Origin of the sequence: Paraglaciecola sp. 25GB23A (genome assembly GCF_040012495.1) — a bacterium.
Lineage (GTDB): Bacteria > Pseudomonadota > Gammaproteobacteria > Enterobacterales > Alteromonadaceae > Paraglaciecola.
This window is the reverse complement of sequence record NZ_JBDYKM010000001.1, coordinates 1,071,154-1,096,728: the sequence shown is the minus strand read 5'-3', so window position 1 is coordinate 1,096,728 and position 25,575 is coordinate 1,071,154. Positions and strand designations below refer to the sequence as shown.

14 protein-coding genes are annotated in these 25,575 nt (G+C 42.9%); 1 reads left to right on the top strand and 13 read right to left on the bottom strand.

Translation table 11 applies throughout. The features are described 5' to 3' along the window. Window positions 1–298: 298 nt before the first annotated feature. From ABKW31_RS04625 to ABKW31_RS04605, 5 genes are all read right to left on the bottom strand, one after another. On the bottom strand, window positions 299–4,633 hold the full coding sequence (locus tag ABKW31_RS04625) for an alpha-1,6-glucosidase domain-containing protein (RefSeq protein WP_348615201.1): 4,335 nt from the start codon (window positions 4,631–4,633) through the stop codon (window positions 299–301). 113 nt (window positions 4,634–4,746) lie between these two features. After that, entirely contained in the window at window positions 4,747–7,833 is a 3,087-nt protein-coding gene (locus ABKW31_RS04620) for a TonB-dependent receptor (RefSeq protein ID WP_348615039.1), read from the bottom strand. A 343-nt stretch (window positions 7,834–8,176) separates the two neighbouring features. After that, complete coding sequence (locus ABKW31_RS04615; protein ID WP_348615037.1) at window positions 8,177–9,676, bottom strand: tryptophan halogenase family protein; 1,500 nt, start codon at window positions 9,674–9,676, stop codon at window positions 8,177–8,179. Between the two features lies 1 nt (window position 9,677). Then, window positions 9,678–11,174: a tryptophan halogenase family protein gene (locus ABKW31_RS04610; protein WP_348615035.1), complete on the bottom strand. Its 1,497-nt coding sequence runs from the start codon at window positions 11,172–11,174 to the stop codon at window positions 9,678–9,680. A gap of 136 nt (window positions 11,175–11,310) precedes the next feature. Then, entirely contained in the window at window positions 11,311–14,142 is a 2,832-nt protein-coding gene (locus ABKW31_RS04605) for a TonB-dependent receptor (protein ID WP_348615034.1), read from the bottom strand. Between the two features lie 398 nt (window positions 14,143–14,540). Between ABKW31_RS04605 and ABKW31_RS04600 the strand changes: the two genes are divergently transcribed. Beyond that, the gene (locus ABKW31_RS04600) at window positions 14,541–15,560 is read left to right on the top strand and encodes a cupin-like domain-containing protein (protein ID WP_348615032.1); all 1,020 of its coding nucleotides are present in this window, start codon (window positions 14,541–14,543) and stop codon (window positions 15,558–15,560) included. Window positions 15,561–15,617: 57 nt separating this feature from the next. Here ABKW31_RS04600 and sucD read toward each other — a convergent pair whose 3' ends face one another. The 8 genes from sucD to sdhC form a co-directional block, all read right to left on the bottom strand. Continuing rightward, on the bottom strand, window positions 15,618–16,490 hold the full coding sequence (sucD, locus tag ABKW31_RS04595) for a succinate--CoA ligase subunit alpha (protein ID WP_348615030.1): 873 nt from the start codon (window positions 16,488–16,490) through the stop codon (window positions 15,618–15,620). Next, on the bottom strand, window positions 16,490–17,656 hold the full coding sequence (gene sucC / locus ABKW31_RS04590) for an ADP-forming succinate--CoA ligase subunit beta (protein ID WP_348615028.1): 1,167 nt from the start codon (window positions 17,654–17,656) through the stop codon (window positions 16,490–16,492). The genes sucD and sucC overlap by 1 nt, the downstream gene beginning before the upstream one ends. A 121-nt stretch (window positions 17,657–17,777) precedes the next feature. Beyond that, window positions 17,778–19,274, bottom strand: coding sequence for a 2-oxoglutarate dehydrogenase complex dihydrolipoyllysine-residue succinyltransferase (gene odhB, locus ABKW31_RS04585; protein ID WP_348615026.1), 1,497 nt, complete (start codon window positions 19,272–19,274; stop codon window positions 17,778–17,780). A gap of 9 nt (window positions 19,275–19,283) precedes the next feature. Further along, window positions 19,284–22,106 carry a 2-oxoglutarate dehydrogenase E1 component gene (locus tag ABKW31_RS04580; protein WP_348615024.1) on the bottom strand — a complete coding sequence of 941 codons (2,823 nt, stop codon included), beginning with the start codon at window positions 22,104–22,106 and terminating at the stop codon, window positions 19,284–19,286. Window positions 22,107–22,241: 135 nt separating this feature from the next. Then, a complete protein-coding gene (locus tag ABKW31_RS04575) occupies window positions 22,242–22,952 on the bottom strand; it encodes a succinate dehydrogenase iron-sulfur subunit (protein WP_348615022.1) in 711 nt (236 codons plus the stop codon). A 14-nt stretch (window positions 22,953–22,966) separates the two neighbouring features. After that, window positions 22,967–24,736 carry a succinate dehydrogenase flavoprotein subunit gene (gene sdhA / locus ABKW31_RS04570; RefSeq protein WP_348615020.1) on the bottom strand — a complete coding sequence of 590 codons (1,770 nt, stop codon included), beginning with the start codon at window positions 24,734–24,736 and terminating at the stop codon, window positions 22,967–22,969. Continuing rightward, window positions 24,737–25,084, bottom strand: a complete 348-nt coding sequence (sdhD, locus tag ABKW31_RS04565) for a succinate dehydrogenase, hydrophobic membrane anchor protein (RefSeq protein WP_348615018.1) — start codon at window positions 25,082–25,084, stop codon at window positions 24,737–24,739. After that, window positions 25,078–25,452 carry a succinate dehydrogenase, cytochrome b556 subunit gene (gene sdhC / locus ABKW31_RS04560; protein WP_348615017.1) on the bottom strand — a complete coding sequence of 125 codons (375 nt, stop codon included), beginning with the start codon at window positions 25,450–25,452 and terminating at the stop codon, window positions 25,078–25,080. Before sdhC ends, sdhD begins: the two co-directional genes overlap by 7 nt. Between the last annotated feature and the right edge of the window lie 123 nt (window positions 25,453–25,575).

Sequence of the window (25,575 nt, the reverse complement as noted above, 5' to 3'; positions counted from 1 at the left end):
TTAATTGGGGTTCTTGCAAAACACCGATAATGGATGAATGTTAATTACTACCTTAAAGTGGTCCACAATTTATGTTCAGTTCTGAACCATCTCAAAAAAGTCACTCAGACAATTTATTAAGACATATATGGACGCTCCCGATATGTCCTGCTAATACTTTATATCTGACTTATAAGTCCGACACGCGGCTGGTTATTTTTCATAGTTTAATCGTATAGCTAATTTATATAGTCTTTATTTAACAGATAAAAAAAAGCCGCTCTAGTAAGCGGCTGGATTAGCTTTTACATATTATCAGTTAAGGTGTGACTTCCGTTACGGTGACTTTAGGCTGACTTGGATCAGGACCTGATACAGTAAACTTATAGGTTCCGGTATTTTCTACCGTAATCTTTAAGTTTGCACCCGCGCTGCCTAAGTTAGTCTTTGTTTCTAAGTTCACTACGGGATCATCGCCTAGGGCACCGAAATCGACGGTAGACCAATCAGATGACGCGACTTTAAACTCATAGTCACCCGCATCTATAGCAATTTCAGCTTCATAAGTGCTGTTACCTGCATAAGTAACCTCATCAGCTTCGCCCCAACCATTAAATCCTCCACGAATGAATACAGCTGTCTCACCAAACATTCTTGCGTTAAAAACAGAAATGGTTGGCGCTGTTAAATCGGCTGCATTAAACAAGAAGGTATAGCTACCATCTGCTGGGATAGTAACTGCAAGGTTGCCACCGCCTGATGCCGCATCTTTATTGTTGCCGACTGTGGTTGAGTTATCAGCATCTGCCGAACCGTAGTCCACAGTTGACCAGTCTGATGAAGCAACCTTGAACTCGTAAGAGCCAGCAGTTATATCCATGGTTGCAGTATATTGACCACCCACTGCATAACTCATTGGATTACCTTCACCCCAACCATTAAACCCACCACGTACGAACACAGTAGTAGGATAGAAAGGCTCTTCGTAATTAACGTTCAAGATTGGCGATTCTGTCACAGTTGCATCAACACTGAATTTCAATGTTGCTTCTTCTGCCAATGATAATTTCATGTTTGAACCACCACGACTCAACTCTTTATCAGTGCCTAAGGTAACGTCGGCATCACTAGAACTGAAGTCAACTGTCGACCAATCTGAAGAAGCTACCTTAAACTCATAGTCGCCAGCCGGTATGGTGATAACAGACTCATACACGCCGCTACCTGCATAGGTCATTTGATTGCCTTCGCCCCAATCGTTGAAGGCACCGCGAACAAAGACTGCTGTGCTGCCATAAGGCACAACATCTGGTGCGCCAGAAGTGGCATAAGCAGAAAGTCCCATGCCCTGTGCACCACTTTGTGTTTTAACAAACACTGCAGTGGTTAAAGCAGGAACAGTGAAGGTGCCTTCACCTTCTCCGGCGGTAAACATAGCACCGCGTACAGTAGGATCGATAGACGACATTAACGTTGCGTGCAAGGTAAAACCTGCGGCTGTTGGTACAGTATGACTTTGCTCTTCATAACTAGAGTTGATGACAACAACAACGGCGTCAACCATGGGATCTAAATCAGCCCGGGGCATCTCAGCATCAGCTGATACGCCGTCATCAATACTCATGACAATTAAACCTTGAGTTTGACGTTTACCAATATTATGGAAACCAATACGGTCAATAATATCTGCACCAGTGGTTAATCTAAACAAAGCAGATGTACTGCGAATACTGAGCAATTCATTAAATACTTCAGAAGCGAACTCAATTTCAGTCATACTTGCGGCCCGCTCTGGGCTATTCATAAATTGACCAATCTCTTCCCAACGACCTTGATTGTCTTGCGCTAAAGGCAAGCCAACATTCCAGTTATTAGTGGCCATAGTGAAATCAACATAGCTGAACCAATCACCAGAATCATAGGTATTTCTATCCATTGATTTAGACCGTAAGAAGTCACCACCAATTTGTAAAAACGGAATACCTTGGGCCATCAAAGGAAGGGTGGCGCCGATATTTTGTGCTCTGACACGTTGCGCTAAAGTAAGGTCAGCAGGTAATACATAGTTAAACTGATCCCATAAAGTTTCATTATCATGTTTAGACACATAGTTAATAATATCTGCTGGATCCGTTGCATAACCACCGATACTGCTGGTTGTTGATGCAATACCATTAAAGTCTTTTAATATATAGCCTGTTAAGGTGCCGGCTAAACTCATCTTGACTTTATCTTGAGCGGCTAGTGCTCCATCACTCGCTTCTTTACTAAAGATTTGCCCTTGACGTACCGCTTCTCTAATACGGTCGTTATAGGTACCTATTTCGGTGCCCGCCATATTAGCTTGAGTGGCTTGCTCATAACCTCTATCGGCTTTAGTCCAGCCTTCACCGTAGAAATAGGTATCAGCGTCAACGGCTTTTACCGCATCAAACAAACGTACCATCGTTGATTTAGTTGCTTGGCTCATAATGTCAAAACGGAACGAATCGAATTTGTATTGAGTGGCCCATTGAATCAATGAGTCTTCCATGAACTTTTCCATCATGACATTACGTGGTTCGGTATCGTCACAGCACGTTTCACGCACTATTGCACCGCTATCAACTTCATAACGATGGTAATAGCCTGGTACCACTTTATCGAATACAGATTTACCATTAAGTTCTGACGCATTGGTATGGTTATACACCACATCCAGAGCCACACGTAAGCCAACTTGATGTAAGGCCATATTCATGGCACGCATTTCTTTAATACGTGTTACACCTTCAGGATTACTCGAGTAGCTACCTTCTGGTACATTAAAATGATAAGGATCGTAACCCCAGTTGAATTGGTCAACACCGCGCATCGCCTCAGCTAACTCCTGAGCTTTACCCGCTTGGGAAATAGGATCATAGCTAGCGAACAAGTCGCCTAAGGTCATGGTTTGAGATACGGAGGCATCTTTACATATAGGTGCTGATTTATTTAACTTACACAGGGCAGCCAAGGTACTCGACATATCAACGGTTTTACTAACATCTTCTTCAATGGTAGCGATGTCGTTAGCCGGTAACATGTGGAAGTGAGTTAAGCCTTTTTCTGCTAATTTTTTCAAGTGCATTACGGGCGCACTGTCCATCTCAGTGAAAGCTAGGTACTTACCACGATTTGCCGCAGTTGTGCTGGCATCGCGCACACTAAAGTCACGAATTGAACCTTCATAAATCACCGCATCTTCAAAATTGGCAATAGTGGGGATAGTCTGTGTTTCCCAACCATCAGGCTTTAAGTCATCATCATTCAAATTAACAAATTGTGAAAAACGACTATTAGTAGACAAGCTAACTGAGTAAGGGTCTGTCACTAACAAGACTTGCAAACCCTCGGCTTTAGGATGATATACGGTCACTTCAAAACGATACAAAGCACGGTCAAGCTCGCTACCGCCAGTATAAGTCCAAATACCAGTATTATTATCTAACGACATATCTTGTGTCGAAGCCAAGGTTTTATCGTTGTTATACAGTTTTAACTTCACGCTCTGCGCTGTGGGTGCCCATAGTGCTGCAGTAATACTGCCATCTTCACCATAAATAGGGCCAAGCGGTGCTTCATCGGCATCAGCCTCACCTGTGGTATAAAGTTGATCTAAGACATTAGCGATTTGAATACCTGTGGCGCCATTAATCATCCCTTCGCTATCGTATGAAGCCAATACAGCCTGAGACTTAAGCACTTGTTTAGCATCTTCTGCACTCCATTCACCATGAAAAGCGTGAAGATTAGCTAGGTGCGGTGCGATGGCTTTTTGCTCGTCGCTTAATTCAACTTCTTCCAGTTCAATCGCGGTACCGTTTAAACCAGAGTCTAAACTTGCGACCAAATCAGCAGCCGCTGAATAATGTAATTTCACACTACTTACAGTGCTAAAATCCACGTCCCACAACAGGGTATTGGCATCTAACCAATGCGCTGCTTGCCCATCAATTTTAATCGGTTGTGGACCCAAGGAGACAACAGGAAATTCGAATATTGAGGCAACACCTGAAAAAGTGAAATTCATACGAGTAAAAGTGGCATCAGCCTGTGACAAGGGCATTCTGAAATCACCGCCACCCAACTCTTTACCTGCATCGTCAGTGCCGATGTGAATGATAAAGTTACCACAAGCGCCTGCTGTGCCAGCGTAGCCGGGCTTCAGGTCGACGATCCAGTAAGCACCATAGTTAGGATCAACACCATTATGTACCCGTCCGTTGGCCCAATCGGTATCTGAATCTGTGTAGGCACTGCAGTTATCATTGTTCCAAGTATGCAATCTATATCCCTCGTAAGAAGGATCACCTGATGCATTGCTGGCACCTACAGCCGCACGGTTGTAATACAACACGGCTTGGGTTTCAGAGGGAAACACACTCGGTGCAGGTGCGGTAGGATCAGCACCGACAATACAAGCATCATTAGATTCGTTAGGCACAGTAGGCGGTGCACATACGATTGGAGGCGGAGCAACACATAGGGTGCCGGCCGCATTAGGCACATTTGGTACATTACAAGTTAGCAGTTGGTTTGTGCCGGTCTCAACCGACGACCCACCGCATCCGGCCAATACAATGGCACTAAACATGAGCAGTATGCCGCTCCATGTTCTGGTTTGTTTAAACATAGGTAAATACTCCGATGTCATCATTTTTTTACTTAGCAAAGCCAAACGATTCGGCAATGTTCGAGTTTTTTTAACACTTAAAAAAGCGTTTAACTGTTTAGGTGATTGAATGTTCATAATGAATATGTCACCCCAAGAAAGTACTGAGTACCAAAGAATTGTATGGTGCCAGTTAAGTCTTCTTGTCCAAAATAACTGCGGGTAGGTTCATCAGTTAAATTATTGATTTGAAATACCACTCCCATGTTTTCACTGACATCATAAGAGGCCTGAAAATCAACAACCACTTCTGAATCAAAGTTAACGGTTTGTTCATTAACAGCAACCTGTTTAGACACAAATGCGTCACGATATCGGGCACTTACGCGAGTTTCGAATCCCTCGTATTCCCAAAATACCGTCGCTTGCGCAACGTTTTCCGATAAACCCGGTAATTGAATAGAAAATACCGAATCGGTCAAGGTACGAGTAATTTCACTCTCGGTAAAAGAGTAGCTGGCATTCATACCTAAGCCTGACCAGGCGCCGGGTAGAAAGTCATAGATTTGCGTATAAGATAGCTCTAAACCACGAATATAACCGCCACTGGCATTGTTAACCGCAGTGTCATAACGACCATTTTCAGTAGGTACAACAACTGACAAGGGATCACCATTGACATCAACCGCTCTCACTGGCGCGGCAGTGGGTGAATCAGGTTCGACAAAAACGGGAACTGATACTTGAGTAGGAACCACAAACCCGTTACCAGCAAAGTCATAAGGTTCCAGAGAAATATCGTCTACGAATGATTTAATGTCTTTGTAGAAAAGAGCAGCAACAAAAGCGCCATCCGTTTCAGTAAAGTAATACTCATATGACAAGTCATACTGATCAGCATAAAACGGGCGTAAATACGGACTGTTACGACTATTACCGTTAATTTTAGCTGTGGGGCTGGATAAACTAATTTCACCGGTATCTGGATTCTGACTAGCGCTTACCGTTTGCACATTGGTTGTGGTATTGGCTGCGAAGCGGTTAATAGGTGCGCGTCCCAACACTTTAGCGGCGGCAAAACGCAACTGCTGATTTTCGGTTAATCTGAAATTCAAGTTTAACGAAGGTAAATAGTCAGTGTATTTATCAGTTAATAAGTCGGGGCGGAAATAACTATTAATCAAGCCCGCATCATCAGTGATGTATTGTGCACCACGAGTGGGATCGCCCACAGTAACTTGCACCTCATCACCATTTTCATCAAACACAGTAACGGTAGTACTGACATCTTGCAGCGTAGTTGAACTCTGAGTGGATTCAATTCGACGAATACCAATATTACCCGAAATGGGTAAACCACCTATTTCAGTATCAATATTAGCCATAATATAAGCGGCGGTTACTTCTTCGAATACATCACCACTTTCCTGCACAGACCAAGCCGTATTAGGCCCTTCATTGTCAGTTGGGCTGTTAATAACACCAGGATGACCTACTCCCCACGTTTGTACGGGTTGTGGCACACCACTTGGGAACCAAGCATTTAGGGCTTTATCTAAGTCTATCGATAAATAATCTGGAAAATAGCCAAACTCACTGTCCCAACTAACCGTGTTGACCATATCTTGCGTCAAGCGTAATGGTGGTTGACTGACGGAAAACGCTGAGTCATTGCCATATTCAAACACTGAACGATCATTATTGTATTCACGATCGGAATAACGAGCGCCAAATTCAATCGAAGAAATAAAGTCGTTATCTAAGTCATACTTTACGTCAAAACGATAAGCTTTGAGTTCATCTTCGTTTTTAAAGGGATATATGCCGTATTTGCTAACCATCACGCGATCGATATCGCTAAAGGCATCCGCTTGATTAAAGGCTAAGTCAGGTAAATTAAGACCATTGAGCAAATAAGACATCGAAATATTTTCGTCAAATTGCGGATTAGTGGCAGTGGCATCTTCACCCACTAAACTCCATAATAAGCCATTGCGGAAATCGCTTTTTGCTTTGGATAAGCTCACATCAAAGGTCATGCTCAGATTATCGGTGGCTTGCCACTGAGCTTTGATACCCGCACTGAAAACTTGATCACTATCGCGGTTATCATCATTAACTAATTCAACACGGGTAAAACTATCGGCAGTGCGATTGAAGGTACCGCCAATAACGTTATTACCTGATAATACCGGATTAGTAATAGAAACTTGGCTTCCACCTAATTTCACCCTGAAACCACGGGCAAATTCTTCAGACTCAAATTTTGATAAAAACACATCGGTTTTAAGAGTGAAATTATCGGTAGGCGCCCACTCAATTGCGGCCATGTAGCCGTCACGTGTTTCAACACCGCCTTGGTGTTGCATTTCAAAACCTTCACTGATTTTTTCAAACCCTGCGCAAGGATCGGTCGCTAAACAAGTAGCACTGACGTTTCCTGTATCTCCGGCTAGGCCGTCAACATCCGCTTCAGCATTATAGGCCAAACCAATAAATTGAGTTGAGACACTGGGCTGATACAAACGTGCATAACCTAGGGCAAGACCTAAAGTGTCATCTAAAAACTTGGTTTGATATGACACGCTAAACCGATTGCCGTACTGCTGTGCATCAGACACTTCTTTGGCTCGGTCATTGTACATTCCGCGCACATTAACATTAAATTTGTAATCACCGTCAATGCTCAACGGACTGGCTGTTTCAAGTTCAACCGTACCAGCAACACCACCTTCAATTAGCGAAGCCTTTGGTGATTTATACACGGCAGCAGAAGAAATTAACTCTGAAGGATATTGATCAAATTCAATAGAACGGGAACCGCTGGTAGACACCTGCTCACGACCATTCAAGGTAGAAAACACAAAATCACCTGACAGACCACGAATGTTGATCTCTGCAGCTTGACCACCGGTACGTACCGCTGAAATACCCGGTAAGCGGGTTAATGCATCGGCCATAGAAACATCGGGCAATCCACCTAAATCATCAGCAGAAATCTGCTCAGATACCGTATCACCAAAACGTTTTTGGTTAAGTGACTTAATTAAACTAGTGGCAAAGCCTCTTACTTCGATTTTTTCAATGTCATCAGTTGGCGTTTCAGTCGATAGTGGCTGTACCTCGACGTCGGCTTCTTGTGCAAAAGCTGGTAGGTTAAAGATTGCCAAACCACTGGCAACTAACGCTACAGTTATCAAACTGGGTCTGAATTTTTTCATTTACGTGTCCCGTTCCCGTTATTGTCAGATAGTTGTCAATTTCACTTATCTTATGAAACCGCAACTAACCCTATTTTCAAACGGAATGTTAACGCTTAGTTAACAAGCACTACAACATGATGCATACGTATTCAATAACAATCTCGTACAATCTGTTAACAAACAAGCCATAAAAAGGCCAAATAATACGAAACGTGCCTCGTTTTAAACAAGAGGACACCTTACATATTGAAACAGAAATGCTGCGTTGAGCTAAATGAAAAGCATGAATGAGAATGGATATTACGATTTGAACACGGTTTTTTGTTGTTCTGATTATTCCCTCTCGCTAAATGTTGGATAACTAGGGGGACAAACGCGGTATTAAATTTTCTTGATGCAGATTAAAATTAAGGGCACAACCTTGTAAAAAATGTTGAATGTGTTGTTCTTTATACAGGTCTCCCGTACCAGGCTGTTTATCAGCTAATCGGGGGAAAGCCCCATAACCAGCCAACAAACAATGCCATGACACAGTTCCAAAATGACTTTCAAGATTTTGGCGGGCTATTTCTTGCTCTAGATCTTCACGGCGATACCAGACATCCAGTAATTGCGATAAAGAATCAGAGATATGGGTATTGGCACGATTCGCTCGCCAATAGTCACTGTCGTTGCGAGTATTTAACTTATAATGTGCCACGATGTAATCCCGCACTCGCTCAAAACGCTCTGTGACTTTTTGATTGTACTGAGATTGACGTTGTTGGCTAAAATGTCCATCTGAAAAATCATCCATAAACATCTCCGTACAAATTTGCACTAAGTGCAATGCGGTGGCCTCTAAAGGTTCAATAAAACCCTGTGCCAAACCAAGTCCAATACAGTTATTTTGCCAATGGCTTTCTAGGCAACCCACCTTCATTTTTAAATGCCGGCAGGGATGTTCACTATCGCTCATATTAAGGTGTTGGCGAAATTCCTTTTCAGCTTGATTACTGTCAACAAAATCAGAGCTATAAACATAACCATTGCCATAACGATTGGTCAGTGGAATTTTCCAACACCAGCCATTGGCAATGGCGGTTGCTGTGGTTTCTACAGGAATATTTGTGCTGATATCAGTGGGCATGACCACAGCTGCGTCGTTAAATAAATTGTCTTTATAAGACTTAAACTTCACCCCTAACTCTTGCTGCATTAATAAACTGGAAAAACCACTGCAGTCAACAAACCAATCGGCTGCGATGTTGCCCGCATCCTTACTGACAAGATGTTTAATATCCCCATTAGCATGTTTTTCGACGCCACAGATAAGGGCTTGTTGATGAATGACACCTAATTTTTTTGCATGCTCGGCTAAAAACTCACCTAATAAATATGAGTCAAAGTGGTAACCATATTCCATTCTAAAGGGAAAGTTTTCAGGGGTCAGTGGTCCTTTATTCTGCTGCGCTAGCACCCCATTAATTAAAAAATCGGCAGGGTTGGTATGGGTTGCAAGTCCCAAGCGCCGGGTCCGACAATTAACAAAAAAGGCACGCTGGCTAAAGGTATCAATTTGCGAAATAAAGGGGTGACTGTATTGGTCAATACCAGACTGCGGACTCCAACCAGCAAACTTAATGTTCACTTTATAGGTCGCATTGCAACGTGACATCCACTCAGATTCAGCAATGCCTAATAGTTGAAAAAAGCGTTTGAGCGTGGGGGTCGAGCCCTCTCCGACTCCAACAATGCCCACATCAGGTGACTCAACCAATATGATTTCAATCGGTTTGTCGCTCCAACGGGCAGCAAATAAGTTGGCGGCCATCCAACCAGCTGTACCGCCTCCGACGATACAAATACGCGTGGTCTTCATATTAATTGGCTCGCCGGCAATAGGCTCGCAAAAACTCATCGTGAGAAGGTAACTTACTTAGAGGCTCATTTTTAATCTGTTGAATATTATTTAACATCTCAAATAATTTCTCTTTGGCTACCGTATTCGCAATAGGATGGTAGTCTTTAGGTACAATACCCTGCCCCAACATCACTTGCAGCCATGAACTTTCCAAAAATAGGTCATTCTGTTCACGAAACAAACGACCAGTTGCGGCAAATAATTCTATTTTATGGGCTAAAGAATCAGGAATGGCCATATTACGTAAATCGCGCCAAAAATGGCTATCTGTGCGCTCATTGACGTGATAATGCAAAATAATAAAGTCGCGGATTTGCTCCATCTCAACTTGAGATTGGCGATTGTATTCATTCACATCAGCCGTTTGAATGCCATGATGAGGGAATAAGTGAATAAGCCGCACTACCGCAGATTGAATAAGATGAATACTGGTTGATTCTAGTGGTTCTAAAAAGCCACTGGATAAACCAACGGCGACGACATTACGCGACCATTGCTGACGTCTACGACCAGTCTTAAATTGAATAAAGTTGGGATCAGCTAAGGGGTCAGATTCTAGATTGCGGCTTAATAACTCTAAGGCCTGATCTTGGCTGTAATAGTGACTGCTGTATACCAAACCATTGCCGTTTCTGTGTTGCAGAGGAATACGCCACTGCCAACCTGCTTTGTGAGCAATAGAGCGTGTATAAGGTAAGGTGTGTGCATGACTCTTTGACGGTATTGCGACTGCGCGATCACAAGGCAACCAGTGACTCCAATCATCAAAACCTGTGCCTAATTCTTGCTGAATTAATAAACCTTTAAAACCAGAACAATCAATAAACAAATCGCCCTCAATTTTTTGCCCACTTTTAAGCACTAAGGCTTGGATAAAACCACTATCTTTATCTTGCTCAACATGTTCGATCAGGCCCTCGGTTCGCACCACCCCCATACGCTCACTCACTTCCCGCAAAAACTTAGCGTATAAACCGGCATCAAAATGATAAGCGTAAGGCAATTCGATTATGTTGTCTTTACTGTTAATGTGCGCAAATTTACCCTGCATCGCCGCAAGATAATTTAAATCGTAATCCCATATACTGGTCTGCATACCCAGTGATTGGGCGCGTTGCCAAAAGTGATGGAAATGGCAAAACGCCATGCTTTTACCCGCTGCGCCAAAGGAATGGAAATAGCTTTCTCCTTGCACTCGCCAGTTTTCAAATTGAATACCTAGCTTAATAGTGCCCTTGGTTTTAGTCAGAAATTCTGCTTCATTAATACCCAATACATTGTTGAGTAAACGAATGGGTGGAATAGTCGCCTCACCTACTCCGACGGTACCTATGGCTTCAGACTCAACTAATTCAATATCAATTGCAACACCCACCACTTTTTTGAGTAAGGTCGCTGAAATCCAACCTGCGGTGCCACCGCCAACGATAACGACTTTTTTTATCTGTTTGTTCATACATTACTTAAAAATTAAAAACCCCACTAGCGATGCTAACTGGGGTTTTACAGAGGTTCAACTAATCAAATACAATTAGTTGAACTGAATACTGCATTAATTCGAGTTAATGCAGATTACTAAGCAAGTTTTCACATTAGAAGCTGTAATTTAGCCCTAATAAGAAGTTACGTCCGTAGCTCTGATATTGAGTGATCTGACGAGCATCAGCACCGTTAGATTGGATTGTAGGTTCGTCTGTCAAGTTTTGACCTTTGAGCGTAACGCGCAATCCTTCTAAAGATTCGATACCTGACTCACTAAAGTCATAACCGATTTGTGCATCCCACAGTTCACCACCGTTATCAGTTGCGCCGACCAATGACAAGCTGATACCACGAGTTTCTGACAAGAAACTACTACGTTTAGTACCTGACAAACGGACCTCAAAACCACTATTTTCATAATAAGCCGTTAAACTGTAAGCTTCATCTGACAAACCAGGGATTTGAGAACCATCATCAAACTCACCGTCTAAGAAGGTAGCGCTTGCAACAACACCAAATCCTTCAAGTGATTCATGCAACATTGACATAGGAATACTACCTTGTAATTCCCAGCCTTTTACTGTGCCTTGCAAACCATCTTGACGGTAAGAAACTGCACCCAAGAAAGTAGCAGGTGGCTGATTACCCGTAGCATCAGTTGAATCATGATAACCAGGTATATAAAATTCACTGAAATCGACTACGGTGTTACCACTTTCATGCCAGTTTTTCAGATCTTTGAAGAAGAAACTAACCGCAAAAAAGCCATCATCCGCAAAATAGTTTTCGTAACTTACATCAAATTGATTTGCTTCAATGGGTTTAAGTAATGGATTACCTGAATTTCCTGAGAATGGGCCTTGGCCAACAGTGGGGTTAAGGATTGAACTATCATTAAAGGAGAAACTGACAGTAGTATTGGGGCGCATATCATCCATACGTGGACGGGTTAGTACTTTAGACAATCCTAAACGTACAAATTGACTGTCAGCGACTTCTAAACTTAAGTTTAACGTTGGCAATACATCGGTGTAAGAATCACCACCTTCAAGTGGAGTCGCGTCAACATAACGAGTCGGTCCTGTTACGGTGCCAAAACCAAAGGACTTTTGGTCAGCACTGACGACTTGCAAACCCACATTACCGCGCAAAAACATACCAGCTACTTCGGTATCGATATCTAACTTAGCAAAAACAGTGGTTAACTCTTCTTTTACTTCATAGGTATCACCTAAACGACCTGTTTCAAGGTCAGCTGCATCAGTAGCGATATAGTAACCATCGTTATAAAGAGCTAGGCCGTCATAAGCCACCACGCCTTTTATACCTAGGAAACTTAAATCAGCATAACCCAATACATTAGGAATTGGACCATCATTTGGCCAAGTTGGTGCGGTTAGGTAGGCACCATTATTGACTTTAGATTTAGTTCTTTCTGAATAAACCACACCAGCGGTAAGTTGAGTGAAAATACTCCAATCTACCACGCCATTAATCTCTAAACGTAAAGAGTCTAAATCTTCAGAAAATACGGGTTTATTAACAAAACCATCTTGTGCAGTGTTAGGACCAAAACCTTCAACGCCTTGAAATGCAGCAACGGGATCTAAACTACCACCCCAGGCCTGAGGGCCAGCAAGCGTTATAATACTAGCATCGGTCAAGTCAACTGGCGCAATCGTAGGGTGATCGGAGAAAACCGTACCCGTTGATGTTTGTTGCCATGAACGTGCAGTAATTGGACGTCCGTCGATACCTGCACGACCAACACCAGAATAACTTTCAATGTCCGCAATGGTTTTATCTACTTTACCAGTAGAGTAGTCAACTATGGCTGACCAATTATCATTAATTTGATATTCAATATTCAAACCTATTGTACTTAGCTCTGCATCTTGACTACGGCCATCGTTACGGATAACAGAATAAAAGCCATCGTAGTAACCAGAGGTCACTAAGCCATTCTCGACGCCAGTAATATTATAGGCACTGGTTCCCCACTCGGCACCGCCTTCTTCTAAACCACGTCTTACGTCATTTTCAGAAAAATCGATGTACAGTGCGTCCAGTTGTAGGCTTAATCTGTCAGATGGTTCCCATTGCACCACGGCTGCTAAAGAATCACGTTCAAGCATGGCAGAACGCACAAATGAATCATGACCTCCGGAGACCACATCACCGGCAGAAGAGGCTGCACTATCAGTGGCGCGACGATCTGAATCCTGATTGACGGTTGCATATCCCCAGCCACGGAATTGCTCTTCTTGACGAGGCGTTTCCATTGAGGCTAATACTAAGGCTAAGCCAATGGTGTCATCCGCAAAAGAGTCAACATAGTTAAATGATAAACGGTGTCCTGTATTATCATAATCAGGGTTAGCAGAATCTTTGCCGTTTTGTTCGTAGTCAGCATTAAATGCAATAGTACGCTTTTGTCCTAAAGGTTTGATGGTTTGTAAGTCAACTGTACCGCCCACACCTTGGGTGATCAAACCTGCTTCTGGAGTTTTATAAACCATGATATTGGTGACGATTTCAGTTGGATACAAATCGTATTCAACGCCACGGTTATCGCCCATACCAAGCAATTCACGGCCATTCAAAGAAGTTCCTACGTAGTTTTCATTGAAACCACGGATTGATAAACCACTGGTACGACCGTTACGACGTTCACCAGCTATACCAGGCAAACGTGCTAATGATTCTGCCACACTGGTATCGGGCAATTTACCGATGTCTTCTGCAGACAATACTTCGACTATCGATGTGTTATCCATTTTTAAGGCCTGCGCACGCATTAAACTGCCGCGGATACCTGAAACTTGAATAACTTCAAGATTTTCTTCTTGTGCCGCTTCTTGGGCAAGCACTGGGGTCATGCCAACAGCAAAACCACTAGTGATTAATGCTGCTTTAATTAAATTTGGTTTAAAATACTTCATTTGTGTGTCCCGTTTTTTTGAAAGTAATCGATGCATACAAGTGAAACGTTAATAAACTGTTTTCAATTGTTACACATTTGTTTTTCTGGACGGGATCCTACAGGTTAGCAAGCTACATGCTCAACGAGGTGCATACGTATTCAAAGATAAGCCTGAATGACTGCATACGTATTCAAGCCTACAGCGGGCAAAAAACTAACAAATGCGCAACAAATGAAGGTTAATACGATGTTATGAATTTTAGCTATTGGTATATGCAAACAAGATAGTTGCGCTTTTAACGATATCAAACCTCCTGTTGAATACGAATGCAAACTCGTACTACACGCTTGCCCGCGTCAGCTTTTTGTAATCAATTATGCTAACGTTGTTAGTGTGTTTAACTAGGTTGCTATACTATGCTCACAGAAACAAAAACAAATATCGCCAATTTAGAGAACTTGCCATTACCGGCGATTATGCATAATGTATTACCAGAGAGTTTTAAGCAGGTAGTCACCAGTCAATATCAGCCAGTAGTCTTTAAAAACTTTGCCTCTGATTGGGAAATAGTCAAAAAATCACAACAATCGTTGTTAGAAGTAGCTAGCTATTTAAAGAGTTTCGAGCAAAATCAGCCACTCAACCTAGTGACACTGCCTGAAAGTACAGTAGGTAGGATGTTTTATACTGAAGACTTAAGCGCGATGAATTTTTCAGTTGCTAAAGCTACTCTGAGTGCGAGCATCGATCGCATGTTCGAGCAGAATCGAGATAGCCGATTTTGCCTTCAATCACTGAACATTAAACAAAACTTGCCAACATTAGTGTCGCAACTGCCCAATAAACTGCTGCCCCGCACTCAGCCTTTTCTTTGGGTGGGCAACAATGTGACAGTAGCACCTCATTTTGATGAAGCAAATAACATCGCAGTCGTCGCTGCGGGCAAAAGACGCTTTACCTTATTTCCGCCTGAGCAAGTAAAACATCTCTATATTGGTCCATTAGACTTTAGCCCGGCTGGCCAGCCCATCAGTTTAGTAAATTTACGAGCACCGGATTTAACCAAGTTTCCACTTTATGCAAAAGCCCATGCAGAAGCCTTATCGGTAGAACTTGAAGCTGGAGACGCGATATATATTCCCACACCTTGGTGGCACCATGTTGAATCACTTTCGTCTTTCAATGTATTGGTTAATTACTGGTGGAGTGAAAACGTAGTATCAAGCCAACTGCCCTTCCCTATGCTGATTCATACCTTACAGGCATTAAAAAACATGCCTCCTGATCAGCAACAAGCTTGGCAAAATATATTGCAGTTTTATATGACAGAGCAAAACCACCCACATATTCCTGAGCCCGTCCAAGGTATATTGGGTAAACCCAGTAATACTGTCGCTAATTTTGTCCATCAGTGGTTGGCTGGGCAAATAAAATAAACTCACAGAAACAAAAAACCCGCAATTAAGCGGGTTTTGTTAAGTGTTACGTTTTACTTACCAACCGGTAATTTCGCGCAAACCTTTACCTATATCAGCTAAAGAACGCACAGTTTTAACACCTGCGTCTTCTAATGCTTTGAATTTCTCATCAGCAGTACCCTGACCGCCAGAAATAATAGCGCCAGCATGGCCCATGCGCTTACCAGCAGGTGCAGTAACACCAGCAATATAAGAAACAACAGGCTTAGTTACATTTGCTTTGATATAAGCAGCGGCTTCTTCTTCAGCAGAACCACCAATTTCACCGATCATAACGATGGCTTCAGTTTGTGGATCGTCTTGGAACAATTTTAAGATATCGATGAAGTTAGAACCTGGAATAGGATCACCACCAATACCGACACAAGTAGATTGGCCAAAACCTTCATCAGTGGTTTGTTTTACCGCTTCATAAGTCAAAGTACCTGAACGAGAGACAATACCTACTTTACCTGGTTTATGGATATGGCCAGGCATGATACCAATCTTACATTCACCAGGAGTAATCACGCCTGGGCAGTTTGGACCGATCATTCGAACGCCTTTAACGTTCAAATATTCTTTCACAAACAGCATATCGATAGTAGGAATACCTTCGGTGATACAGATGATTAATTCAATTCCAGAATCAGCAGCTTCTACGATAGAGTCTTTACAGAATGCGGCAGGTACATAGATAACAGACGCTGTTGCGCCAGTTGCTTGCACGGCTTCACGCACTGTATTAAAAACAGGTAAACCTAGGTGAGTTGTACCGCCTTTACCAGGGGTAACGCCACCGACCATTTTTGTACCATAAGCAATTGCTTGCTCAGAGTGAAAAGTTCCCTGACCACCGGTAAAACCCTGACAGATAACTTTGGTGTCTTTATTAATTAATACAGACATTATTTGCCCTCCGCGGCTTTAACAACTTGCTGAGCCGCATCAGTCAGACTGCTTGCAGCGATAATATCAAGACCAGACTTAGCTAGTACTTCACGACCTAGTTCAGCATTAGTACCTTCAAGACGCACAACAACAGGCACGTTTACACCGACTTCTTTCACTGCACCGATGATACCTTCTGCAATCATGTCACAACGCACAATGCCACCGAAAATATTAACTAAAACCGCTTTAACATTGCTGTCAGATAAGATGATTTTGAATGCTTCAGCAACACGTTGTTTAGTTGCACCGCCGCCTACATCTAGGAAGTTTGCTGGTTTGCCACCATGAAGGTTAACAATATCCATAGTACCCATCGCAAGACCGGCACCATTAACCATACAACCAACGTTACCGTCTAAGGCAACATAATTAAGTTCCCATTTCGCCGCTTCTGCTTCACGCGCATCATCTTGTGATGGATCGTGCATTTCACGGATACGTGGTTGGCGATAAGCTGCATTACCATCAATCGCAACTTTGGCATCCAAACAATGAATGTCGCCATCAGCTTTGATAACCAGTGGATTAATTTCAATCAAGGCAATATCTAAATCAACAAACATCTTGGCTAAACCTAAGAATATTTGAGTGAATTGTTTGATTTGAACACCTTGAAGGCCCAATTTAAATGCCATTTCGCGTGCTTGGTAAGGCTGAGCACCAACGATTGGATCGATTTCAGCTTTCAATATTTTTTCTGGTGTCTCATGAGCAACAGTTTCAATCTCAACACCGCCCTCGGTAGAAGCCATAAACACGATTCGACGTGAAGTACGGTCAACCACTGCACCTAAATAAAGCTCATCAGCGATATCAGTGCATGATTCAACTAGGATCTTAGTTACCGGCTGACCTTTTTCGTCAGTTTGGAAAGTAACAAGATTTTGACCTAACCATTTTTGAGCAAATGCTTTGATTTCGTCTTTGGATTTAACCAACTTAACACCGCCAGCCTTACCTCGGCCACCGGCATGTACCTGACATTTAACAACCCACTCGGTTCCGCCGATTTTGTCCGCGGCTTCAGCGGCTGCTTCAGGAGTATCTACAGCAAACCCTTCAGAAACTGGCAAACCATACTCTTTGAATAGCTGCTTGCCTTGATATTCATGCAAATTCATGGTGTATCTATCCGTTTTAATTGAGAAAAAGCCGCACTAATGCAGCTTGTTTAGAAGCCGTTTTTACTAAAAAAAACGGCAAGTCGGTAGGCAGAAAATACCAGTGCCTACCTCGTTTACGTTACACATCCAATAATAGGCGTGTAGGATCTTCCAGCATTTCCTTAATCGTCACCAAGAAACCAACTGACTCTTTACCGTCAATGATTCTATGATCATAAGAAAGTGCTAAATACATCATAGGCAATATTTCAACTTTGCCATTTACTGCCATCGGCCTATCTTGGATTTTATGCATACCCAAAATAGCACTCTGAGGTAGATTAATGATAGGAGTCGACATCAACGAACCGAAAACCCCTCCATTAGTAATAGTGAAGTTACCGCCCTGCATGTCATCTAACGTCAATTTGCCATCACGCCCTTTGAGAGCCAAATCGCGAATACCTGCTTCAATTCCCGCCATACCCAGTGCATCACAATCACGTAATATCGGCGTGACCAATCCACGGGGTGTTGACACCGCGATGGAAATATCAAAATAGTTATGGTAACAAATATCATCACCATCAATTGACGCATTGACTTCAGGAAAACGTTTTAAGGCTTCAGTTACCGCTTTTACATAAAAAGACATGAAACCTAAACGAATACCATGACGTTTTTCAAAACTGTCTTGATACTGTTTACGTAAATCCATGATTGGTTTCATGTTAACTTCGTTAAACGTAGTTAACATCGCTGTACTGTTTTTAGCTTCCAATAAACGTGTTGCAATAGTCTTGCGTAAACGTGTCATCGGGACACGTTTTTCAGTACGGCTACCCAAGTTTAGAGCCGGGGTCGCTGACGCACTCGTCGCTGCTGCTTTAGCGGGTGCTGCAGGAGCTTGTAAGAATTTCTCAACATCTTCTTTAGTAACACGACCGCTCTTACCAGTACCTTTAATCTTCGCTGCGTCCAAGCCTTTTTCAGCCAGCAATCTTCTTACTGATGGGCTCAAAGCGTCATTATCTTCAGTTTCGGTCGCAGCTGGGGCTGTTTCGGCTGCAGCCGGAGCACCTGCTGCAGGTACAGCACCGGCAGTAAACATAGCAATAACTTGCTCACCAGCAACAGTAGCACCTTCTTCAAATAGTATCTCACTGAGCATACCATCAGCAGGAGCAACCACTTCTAGTACAACTTTATCGGTTTCTATATCTACCAAGTTTTGGTCACGAGAAATAGCTTCGCCAGGCTTAACATGCCAAGTCGCTATCGTTGCATCTGCCACTGATTCGGGCAGCACAGGTACCTTAATTTCCACTGCTTCACCTTTTTTATTTGAGGTTTCTTTTGCGGTAGGTGCTGGTGAGCTACTCTTTTTCGCTGCACTGGCACCTGGTTCAAATTTAGCAATAACTTGTTCACCTAGAACAGTTTCACCTTCGGCTTGAAGTATTTCACTGATAACGCCATCTGCTGGTGCCACCACTTCAAGTACGACTTTATCCGTTTCAATATCCACAATGCTTTGATCGCGGCTGACTTTTTCACCAACCTCAACATGCCAAGTAGCAATTGATGCATCAGCCACTGATTCTGGCAATACCGGTACTTTAATATCTATAGTCATACTGGTTCCTTATTTAATTGTTAATGCATCAGCAATCAAATCAGCTTGCTGTTGATTGTGAACCGAAATATAACCCACTGCTGGAGATGCTGAAGCAAGTCGGCCTGCGTAAGTTAGTTTAGCACCATCTGGAATTGAGGCCCAAAAGTGATGTTGGCTGCAATACCAAGCACCTTGGTTTTGTGGCTCTTCCTGACACCAAACCCAATCTGTCACATGTTGATAGTCACTAATGGCTTGCGCCAATTCAGCATGCGGGAATGGATATAATTGTTCAATTCGAATAATAGCAACATCATCTTGTTCATTCTTACGTCGCTGCTCAAGCAGATCGTAATAAACTTTACCAGAACACAATACAACTCGTTTCACCTTAGCGGCGACTAATTCATCAACTTCGCCAATCACATTATGAAATATCCCGGTAGACAATTCTTCTAGAGAAGAAACGGCAAGAGGATGACGCAGTAGCGACTTAGGAGACATAACGATCAAAGGTTTACGTGTTGGTCTCAATATTTGACGACGCAACATATTAAAAACCTGAGCTGGTGTAGACGGAACACATACTTGCCAATTGTGATCAGCACAAAGCTGCAAGAAACGCTCTAAGCGCGCAGAACTATGCTCTGGGCCTTGGCCCTCATATCCATGAGGTAAGAGCAATGTTAAACCACACAAACGCCCCCATTTAGCTTCACCTGAACTTAAAAACTGGTCGATAACCACTTGCGCACCGTTAGCAAAATCACCAAACTGAGCTTCCCAAATCGTCAAACAACCCGGTTCAGCAGTAGCATAACCAAATTCAAATGCAACCACCGCCGCTTCAGATAAAACGGAGTCATAGATTTCCATTTTACCTTGCTCAGGACTAATGTGTTGCAGGGGCATATACGCTGCACCATCGACTTGACTGTGCAAAACGGCGTGTCTGTGGAAAAACGTGCCTCGCCCGGAATCTTGGCCGGTCATACGTATTTTACTACCCGTTTCAACGATAGAAGCATAGGCTAAGTTTTCGGCCATGCCCCAATCTAAGGGTCTTTCTTCAGCGACCATGGCAACACGGTCTTGATAGAGCTTTGCCACTCGAGACTGTAATTGATGACTATCAGGGAAAGTACACAACTTAGCCCCTAACTCTTTGAGTTTCTCAACACTGATTTCGCAATCATAACTGACATCCCAGTCATGACCGAGATACGGGCTCCAATCAACAGAGTGCTCTGTCATGGGACGCCATTCATCTAATACACAAGCACCATGATCGAGGGCTGCGCGGTAATCACCGATAAGCTTCTCGATTTCATGAGCTTCAATGGTGCCCTCTGCAACCAATTGCTCAGCATATAACTCACGAGCGACAGGATGTTTCTTAATTTTTTGATACATCAGAGGCTGAGTTGCATTAGGCTCATCAGCTTCGTTATGTCCATGGCGGCGATAACATACTAGGTCGATTACTACATCACGTTTAAATTGATTGCGATAATCCAAGGCCAGTTTGGTAACAAATAATACCGCTTCTGGATCATCAGCATTCACGTGAAAGATAGGTGCCTGCACCATTTTGGCGATATCGGTACAATATTGTGTTGAACGTGTATCTTCAATCTTAGAGGTAGTAAACCCAACTTGATTGTTAATAACAATGCGAACAGTACCACCGACCATAAAGCCACGGGTCTGCGACATGTTAAAGGTTTCTTGTACTACCCCTTGCCCAGCGATAGCAGAGTCACCATGAATTGTAATGGGTAAAACAAGCGAACCATCGGTGCATTTACGGCGGTCTAAACGAGCACGCACCGAGCCAATAACAACGGGATTAACAATTTCTAAATGCGATGGGTTAAAGGCTAATGCTAGATGGACATTACCGCCTTTGGTAGCAAAATCAGAAGAGTATCCGGCGTGATATTTAACATCACCCGCGCCCAACGAATTATCATGCTTACCGGCGAACTCATCAAATAACACCGACGGATTTTTACCCAGTACATTAACCAAGACGTTCAAACGGCCACGGTGGGCCATGCCGATAACCACTTCTTTAGTGCCGCAGCTACCTGCGTGAGAAATCAGCCCTTTGAGCATTGGCACCAACGAATCACCACCTTCCAATGAGAAACGTTTTGCGCCAGGAAATTTAGCACCTAAATATTTTTCCATACCATCGGCCGCAACAAGCCCTTTGAGAATGGCAATTTTCTCTTCACGTGCTACTTCCGGTTTTGCCTGCACTGACTCAATACGATTTTGCAACCATCGTTTTTGTTCAGTATCAGTAATATGCATATATTCTGTACCGATCGAACCACAATAGGTGCGGTTCAACGATTGAAATAGTTCACCTAATGGTAGGGTTTCTTGACCAATGGCATACGAACCTACGTTGTATGCTGTGTCAAAATCTTGTTCAGACAAATTATGAAAAGACAATTCTAAATCACGAACTCTGGGTTGTTTCCAAAGTTGTAAGGGATCAAGATTGGCATGCTGATGCCCTCGAAACCTAAAGGCATTAATTAACTGTAATACTTTGACTTGTTTTTCATCACTAGTATTGCTCGAAGGAGTAACAGATACCCCGGCTCGAGCTGCAGGTCCTAAAGCGGCTAATGAGCGAAACTGATCTCGTATAACACTGTGTTTAGATTCGACCGAAACGCCTTCAACTTTCGGTAGTTTATCGAAAACCGCACGCCATTGTTCAGAGACACTTTGAGCGTTATCTAAATACGCTTCATACATTTCTTCTACATAAGCAGCGTTGCCACCAGCCATGTGAGAAGACTCCCACCATGCTTTCATCACGCTTTGTTGCATTGTCGTCCCTTGATTTGATAAGACTTACAATTATATGTGCATAGGCACACGTTACTTTAGTGGGCTAAACCCAAACATTCTTGATTCAACTTAAAAGCACAATAGTTGCCATTCTCGTGAGAATGGCAACAACATTTATACTGCGCGTTTTAGTAACATCGATTTAATGTGACCAATCGCCTTAGTGGGGTTTAACCCTTTAGGACAAACACTGACACAGTTCATGATGCCATGGCAACGGAAAACGCTAAAAGCATCATCTAAACCACTTAAACGTTGCTCAGTTGCTGTATCACGGCTATCCGCTAGAAAACGGTAAGCGTGCAATAAACCGGCTGGACCGATAAATTTATCAGGGTTCCACCAAAATGATGGGCATGATGATGAACAACAAGCACATAAAATACATTCGTACAATCCGTCTAATTTTGCACGTTCTTCTGGCGACTGCAAAAATTCACGAGCAGGCGGCTGGTTATCTTCATTGATTAGAAAGGGTTTGATTTTTTCATACTGAGTATAAAATTGACTCATATCCACAACCAAATCACGTACCACCGGCAAACCAGGCAAAGGGCGAACAACAAACTTATTACCCTTAAGTGCCGACAATGGCGTAATGCACGCTAGGCCGTTTTTACCATTCATATTAACACCGTCAGAGCCACATACACCCTCACGACAAGAACGACGGAATGACAAAGTAGGGTCACGCTCTTTTAATAAAATAAGAGCATCTAGCACCATCATATCTTGGCCTTCTTCGACCTCTAACTGATAGTCTTGCATGCGTGGAGCATTATCAACATCAGGATTGTAACGGTAAATTGAAAAATGTAATTGCATCTTCGCTACTCCTATTAATACGTTCTGGCTTTAGGTGGAAAGGCTTCGCGAAGTTTAGGTGTCATATTCACCTCTCGCTTCAGCATTGTGTCGTTTTCAGGTAAGTAAACTGAGTGACACAACCAATTTTCATCATCACGGTCTGGAAAGTCAAAACGACTATGAGCGCCACGACTTTCTGTACGGAAATTAGCGGCAACTGCAGTACTATAAGCTGTTTCCATCAAGTTATCTAACTCTAAGCATTCAATACGCATAGTGTTAAAATCATTACTTTTATCGTCTAAACGAGCCGATTGTAAACGCTCACGGATTTCGCCTAGTTCTTTCAAGCCTTGTGCCATTGCTTCGCCTTCACGGAATACTGAGAAGTTGAGTTGCATACACTGTTGTAAATCTTTCTTGATTTGTACTGGGTCTTCGCCTTGACCTTTAGGAGAATTTTCCCAACGATTAAAACGAGTTAATGCAGCATCTACATCGTCAGATGATGCATCTCGCGCTTCGATACCATCGATAGCTTTGCCTAAATGCATGCCTGTTGCACGACCGAATACCACCAAGTCTAATAATGAGTTTCCGCCTAAGCGATTTGCACCATGTACGGATACACATGCAATTTCACCACAAGCAAATAAACCTTTGATTGGCGTGGCTTTACCCTGTAAATCTATATTCAAAGCCTGGCCGTCAACGTTAGTCGGAATACCACCCATCATATAGTGACAGGTAGGGATAACCGGAATAGGCTCTTTTATAGGGTCTACGTGGGCAAAAGTACGAGATAATTCTAGAATACCGGGCAAACGCGATTCCAGTACATCTTTACCTAAATGATCAAGTTTTAATTTAAGGTGAGGACCCCAAGGGCCATCACAACCACGCCCTTCACGAATCTCTGTCATCATAGAACGAGCAACAACGTCACGCCCAGCTAAGTCTTTAGCATTGGGTGCATAACGCTCCATAAAACGCTCACCGTCTTTATTTAATAAGTATCCGCCTTCACCGCGGCAACCTTCAGTTACCAGAGTACCAGCACCTGCAATACCTGTTGGGTGGAACTGCCACATTTCCATATCTTGCATCGGCACACCAGCACGCAATGCCATACCAACGCCGTCACCAGTATTGATGTGTGCGTTAGTGGTTGAAGCATAAATACGCCCTGCGCCACCTGTCGCTAAAACTACGGCTTTTGACTTAAAATAAACTACTTCACCGGATTCAATGTCTATAGCGGTACATCCGACCACATCACCATCTTGGTTTTTGACTAAATCTAAAGCATACCATTCGCTGAATACTTTGGTCTTATTTTTGACATTTTGCTGATAGAGCAAATGTAATAAAGCATGCCCTGTTCTGTCGGCCGCAGCTGCTGTTCGAGCACCTTGCTCACCGCCGAAGTTTCTAGACTGACCACCAAAAGGACGTTGGTAGATTTTACCATTTTCAAATCGAGAAAAAGGCAAACCCATATTTTCCATTTCAATAATGGCTTCTGGGCCTGTTTTACACATGTACTCGATAGCATCTTGGTCACCGATATAATCAGAGCCTTTGACTGTGTCGTACATATGCCATTCCCAATTATCTTCATGGGCATTGCCTAACGCAACAGTAATACCGCCTTGTGCAGAGACGGTGTGTGAACGAGTAGGAAAAACTTTCGATAATAAGGCACAAGATTTACCGGATTGAGATATTTGTAATGCGGCACGCATGCCTGCACCACCAGCGCCAACCACGACTGCATCATATTCATGAACTGTAATACTCATTTAAACTCCCCACAATACGAAAAGACCTACCGCAACATAAACGAAGGCAATTAAATTAAGTACGAATTGAACTACTGCTCGCAAAACAGGAGCTTTGACATAATCGGTAAGGACTTGCCACAAGCCTATTCTGACGTGCAACATAATTGAAACTAATGTCGCGAAAGTAAACACCTTCATACCAATATGAGAAAATAGCCCTTGCCAGCTCTCAAAGGTAATCTGAGGCGTGGCAACAAAGTACCACAACATGAACAGTGAAAAAGCCGTCATGATGATGGCCGTCGCTCTTATGGTGACATAATCCTGCACACCATCACGTTTCAAACTAGCTTGGCTAGTTACCATAATACAACTCCTACAACAATCGTTAATAAGATCCAAAGACCAATAATGGCTTTAGCGCTATTATTGCCTGACTCAAGTTCTTCCCAAGCACCGGTGTCCATTATGAAATGTCTAATTCCACCAAGAATATGGTAACTCAGTGCTGAGATGGTTCCGATAGCGACGAATTTGCCCAGCCAACCGTTAAGTTGTTGCTGAACCATCGCAAAACCATCTGATGAAGATACTGAAACGGCCCACGCCCAGATCACAAACATCAAGGCAAAAAACAAGGCAACGCCCGTAATGCGATGAAGAATTGACGTTATAGCGGCAGGAGGAAAACTAATGGTATTAAGTTGTAGATTAACTGGTCTTTGTTTTTTCACGTTTATGCTCTTTTACCTGTAGGGTGTTTTATCATTAATGCTGCGGCGTATTGCGCACCACGGCGTGTTAAAAACAATATTCTCATCCTTAAAAATGTTGCTCAAATGTAAACAAAACATTAA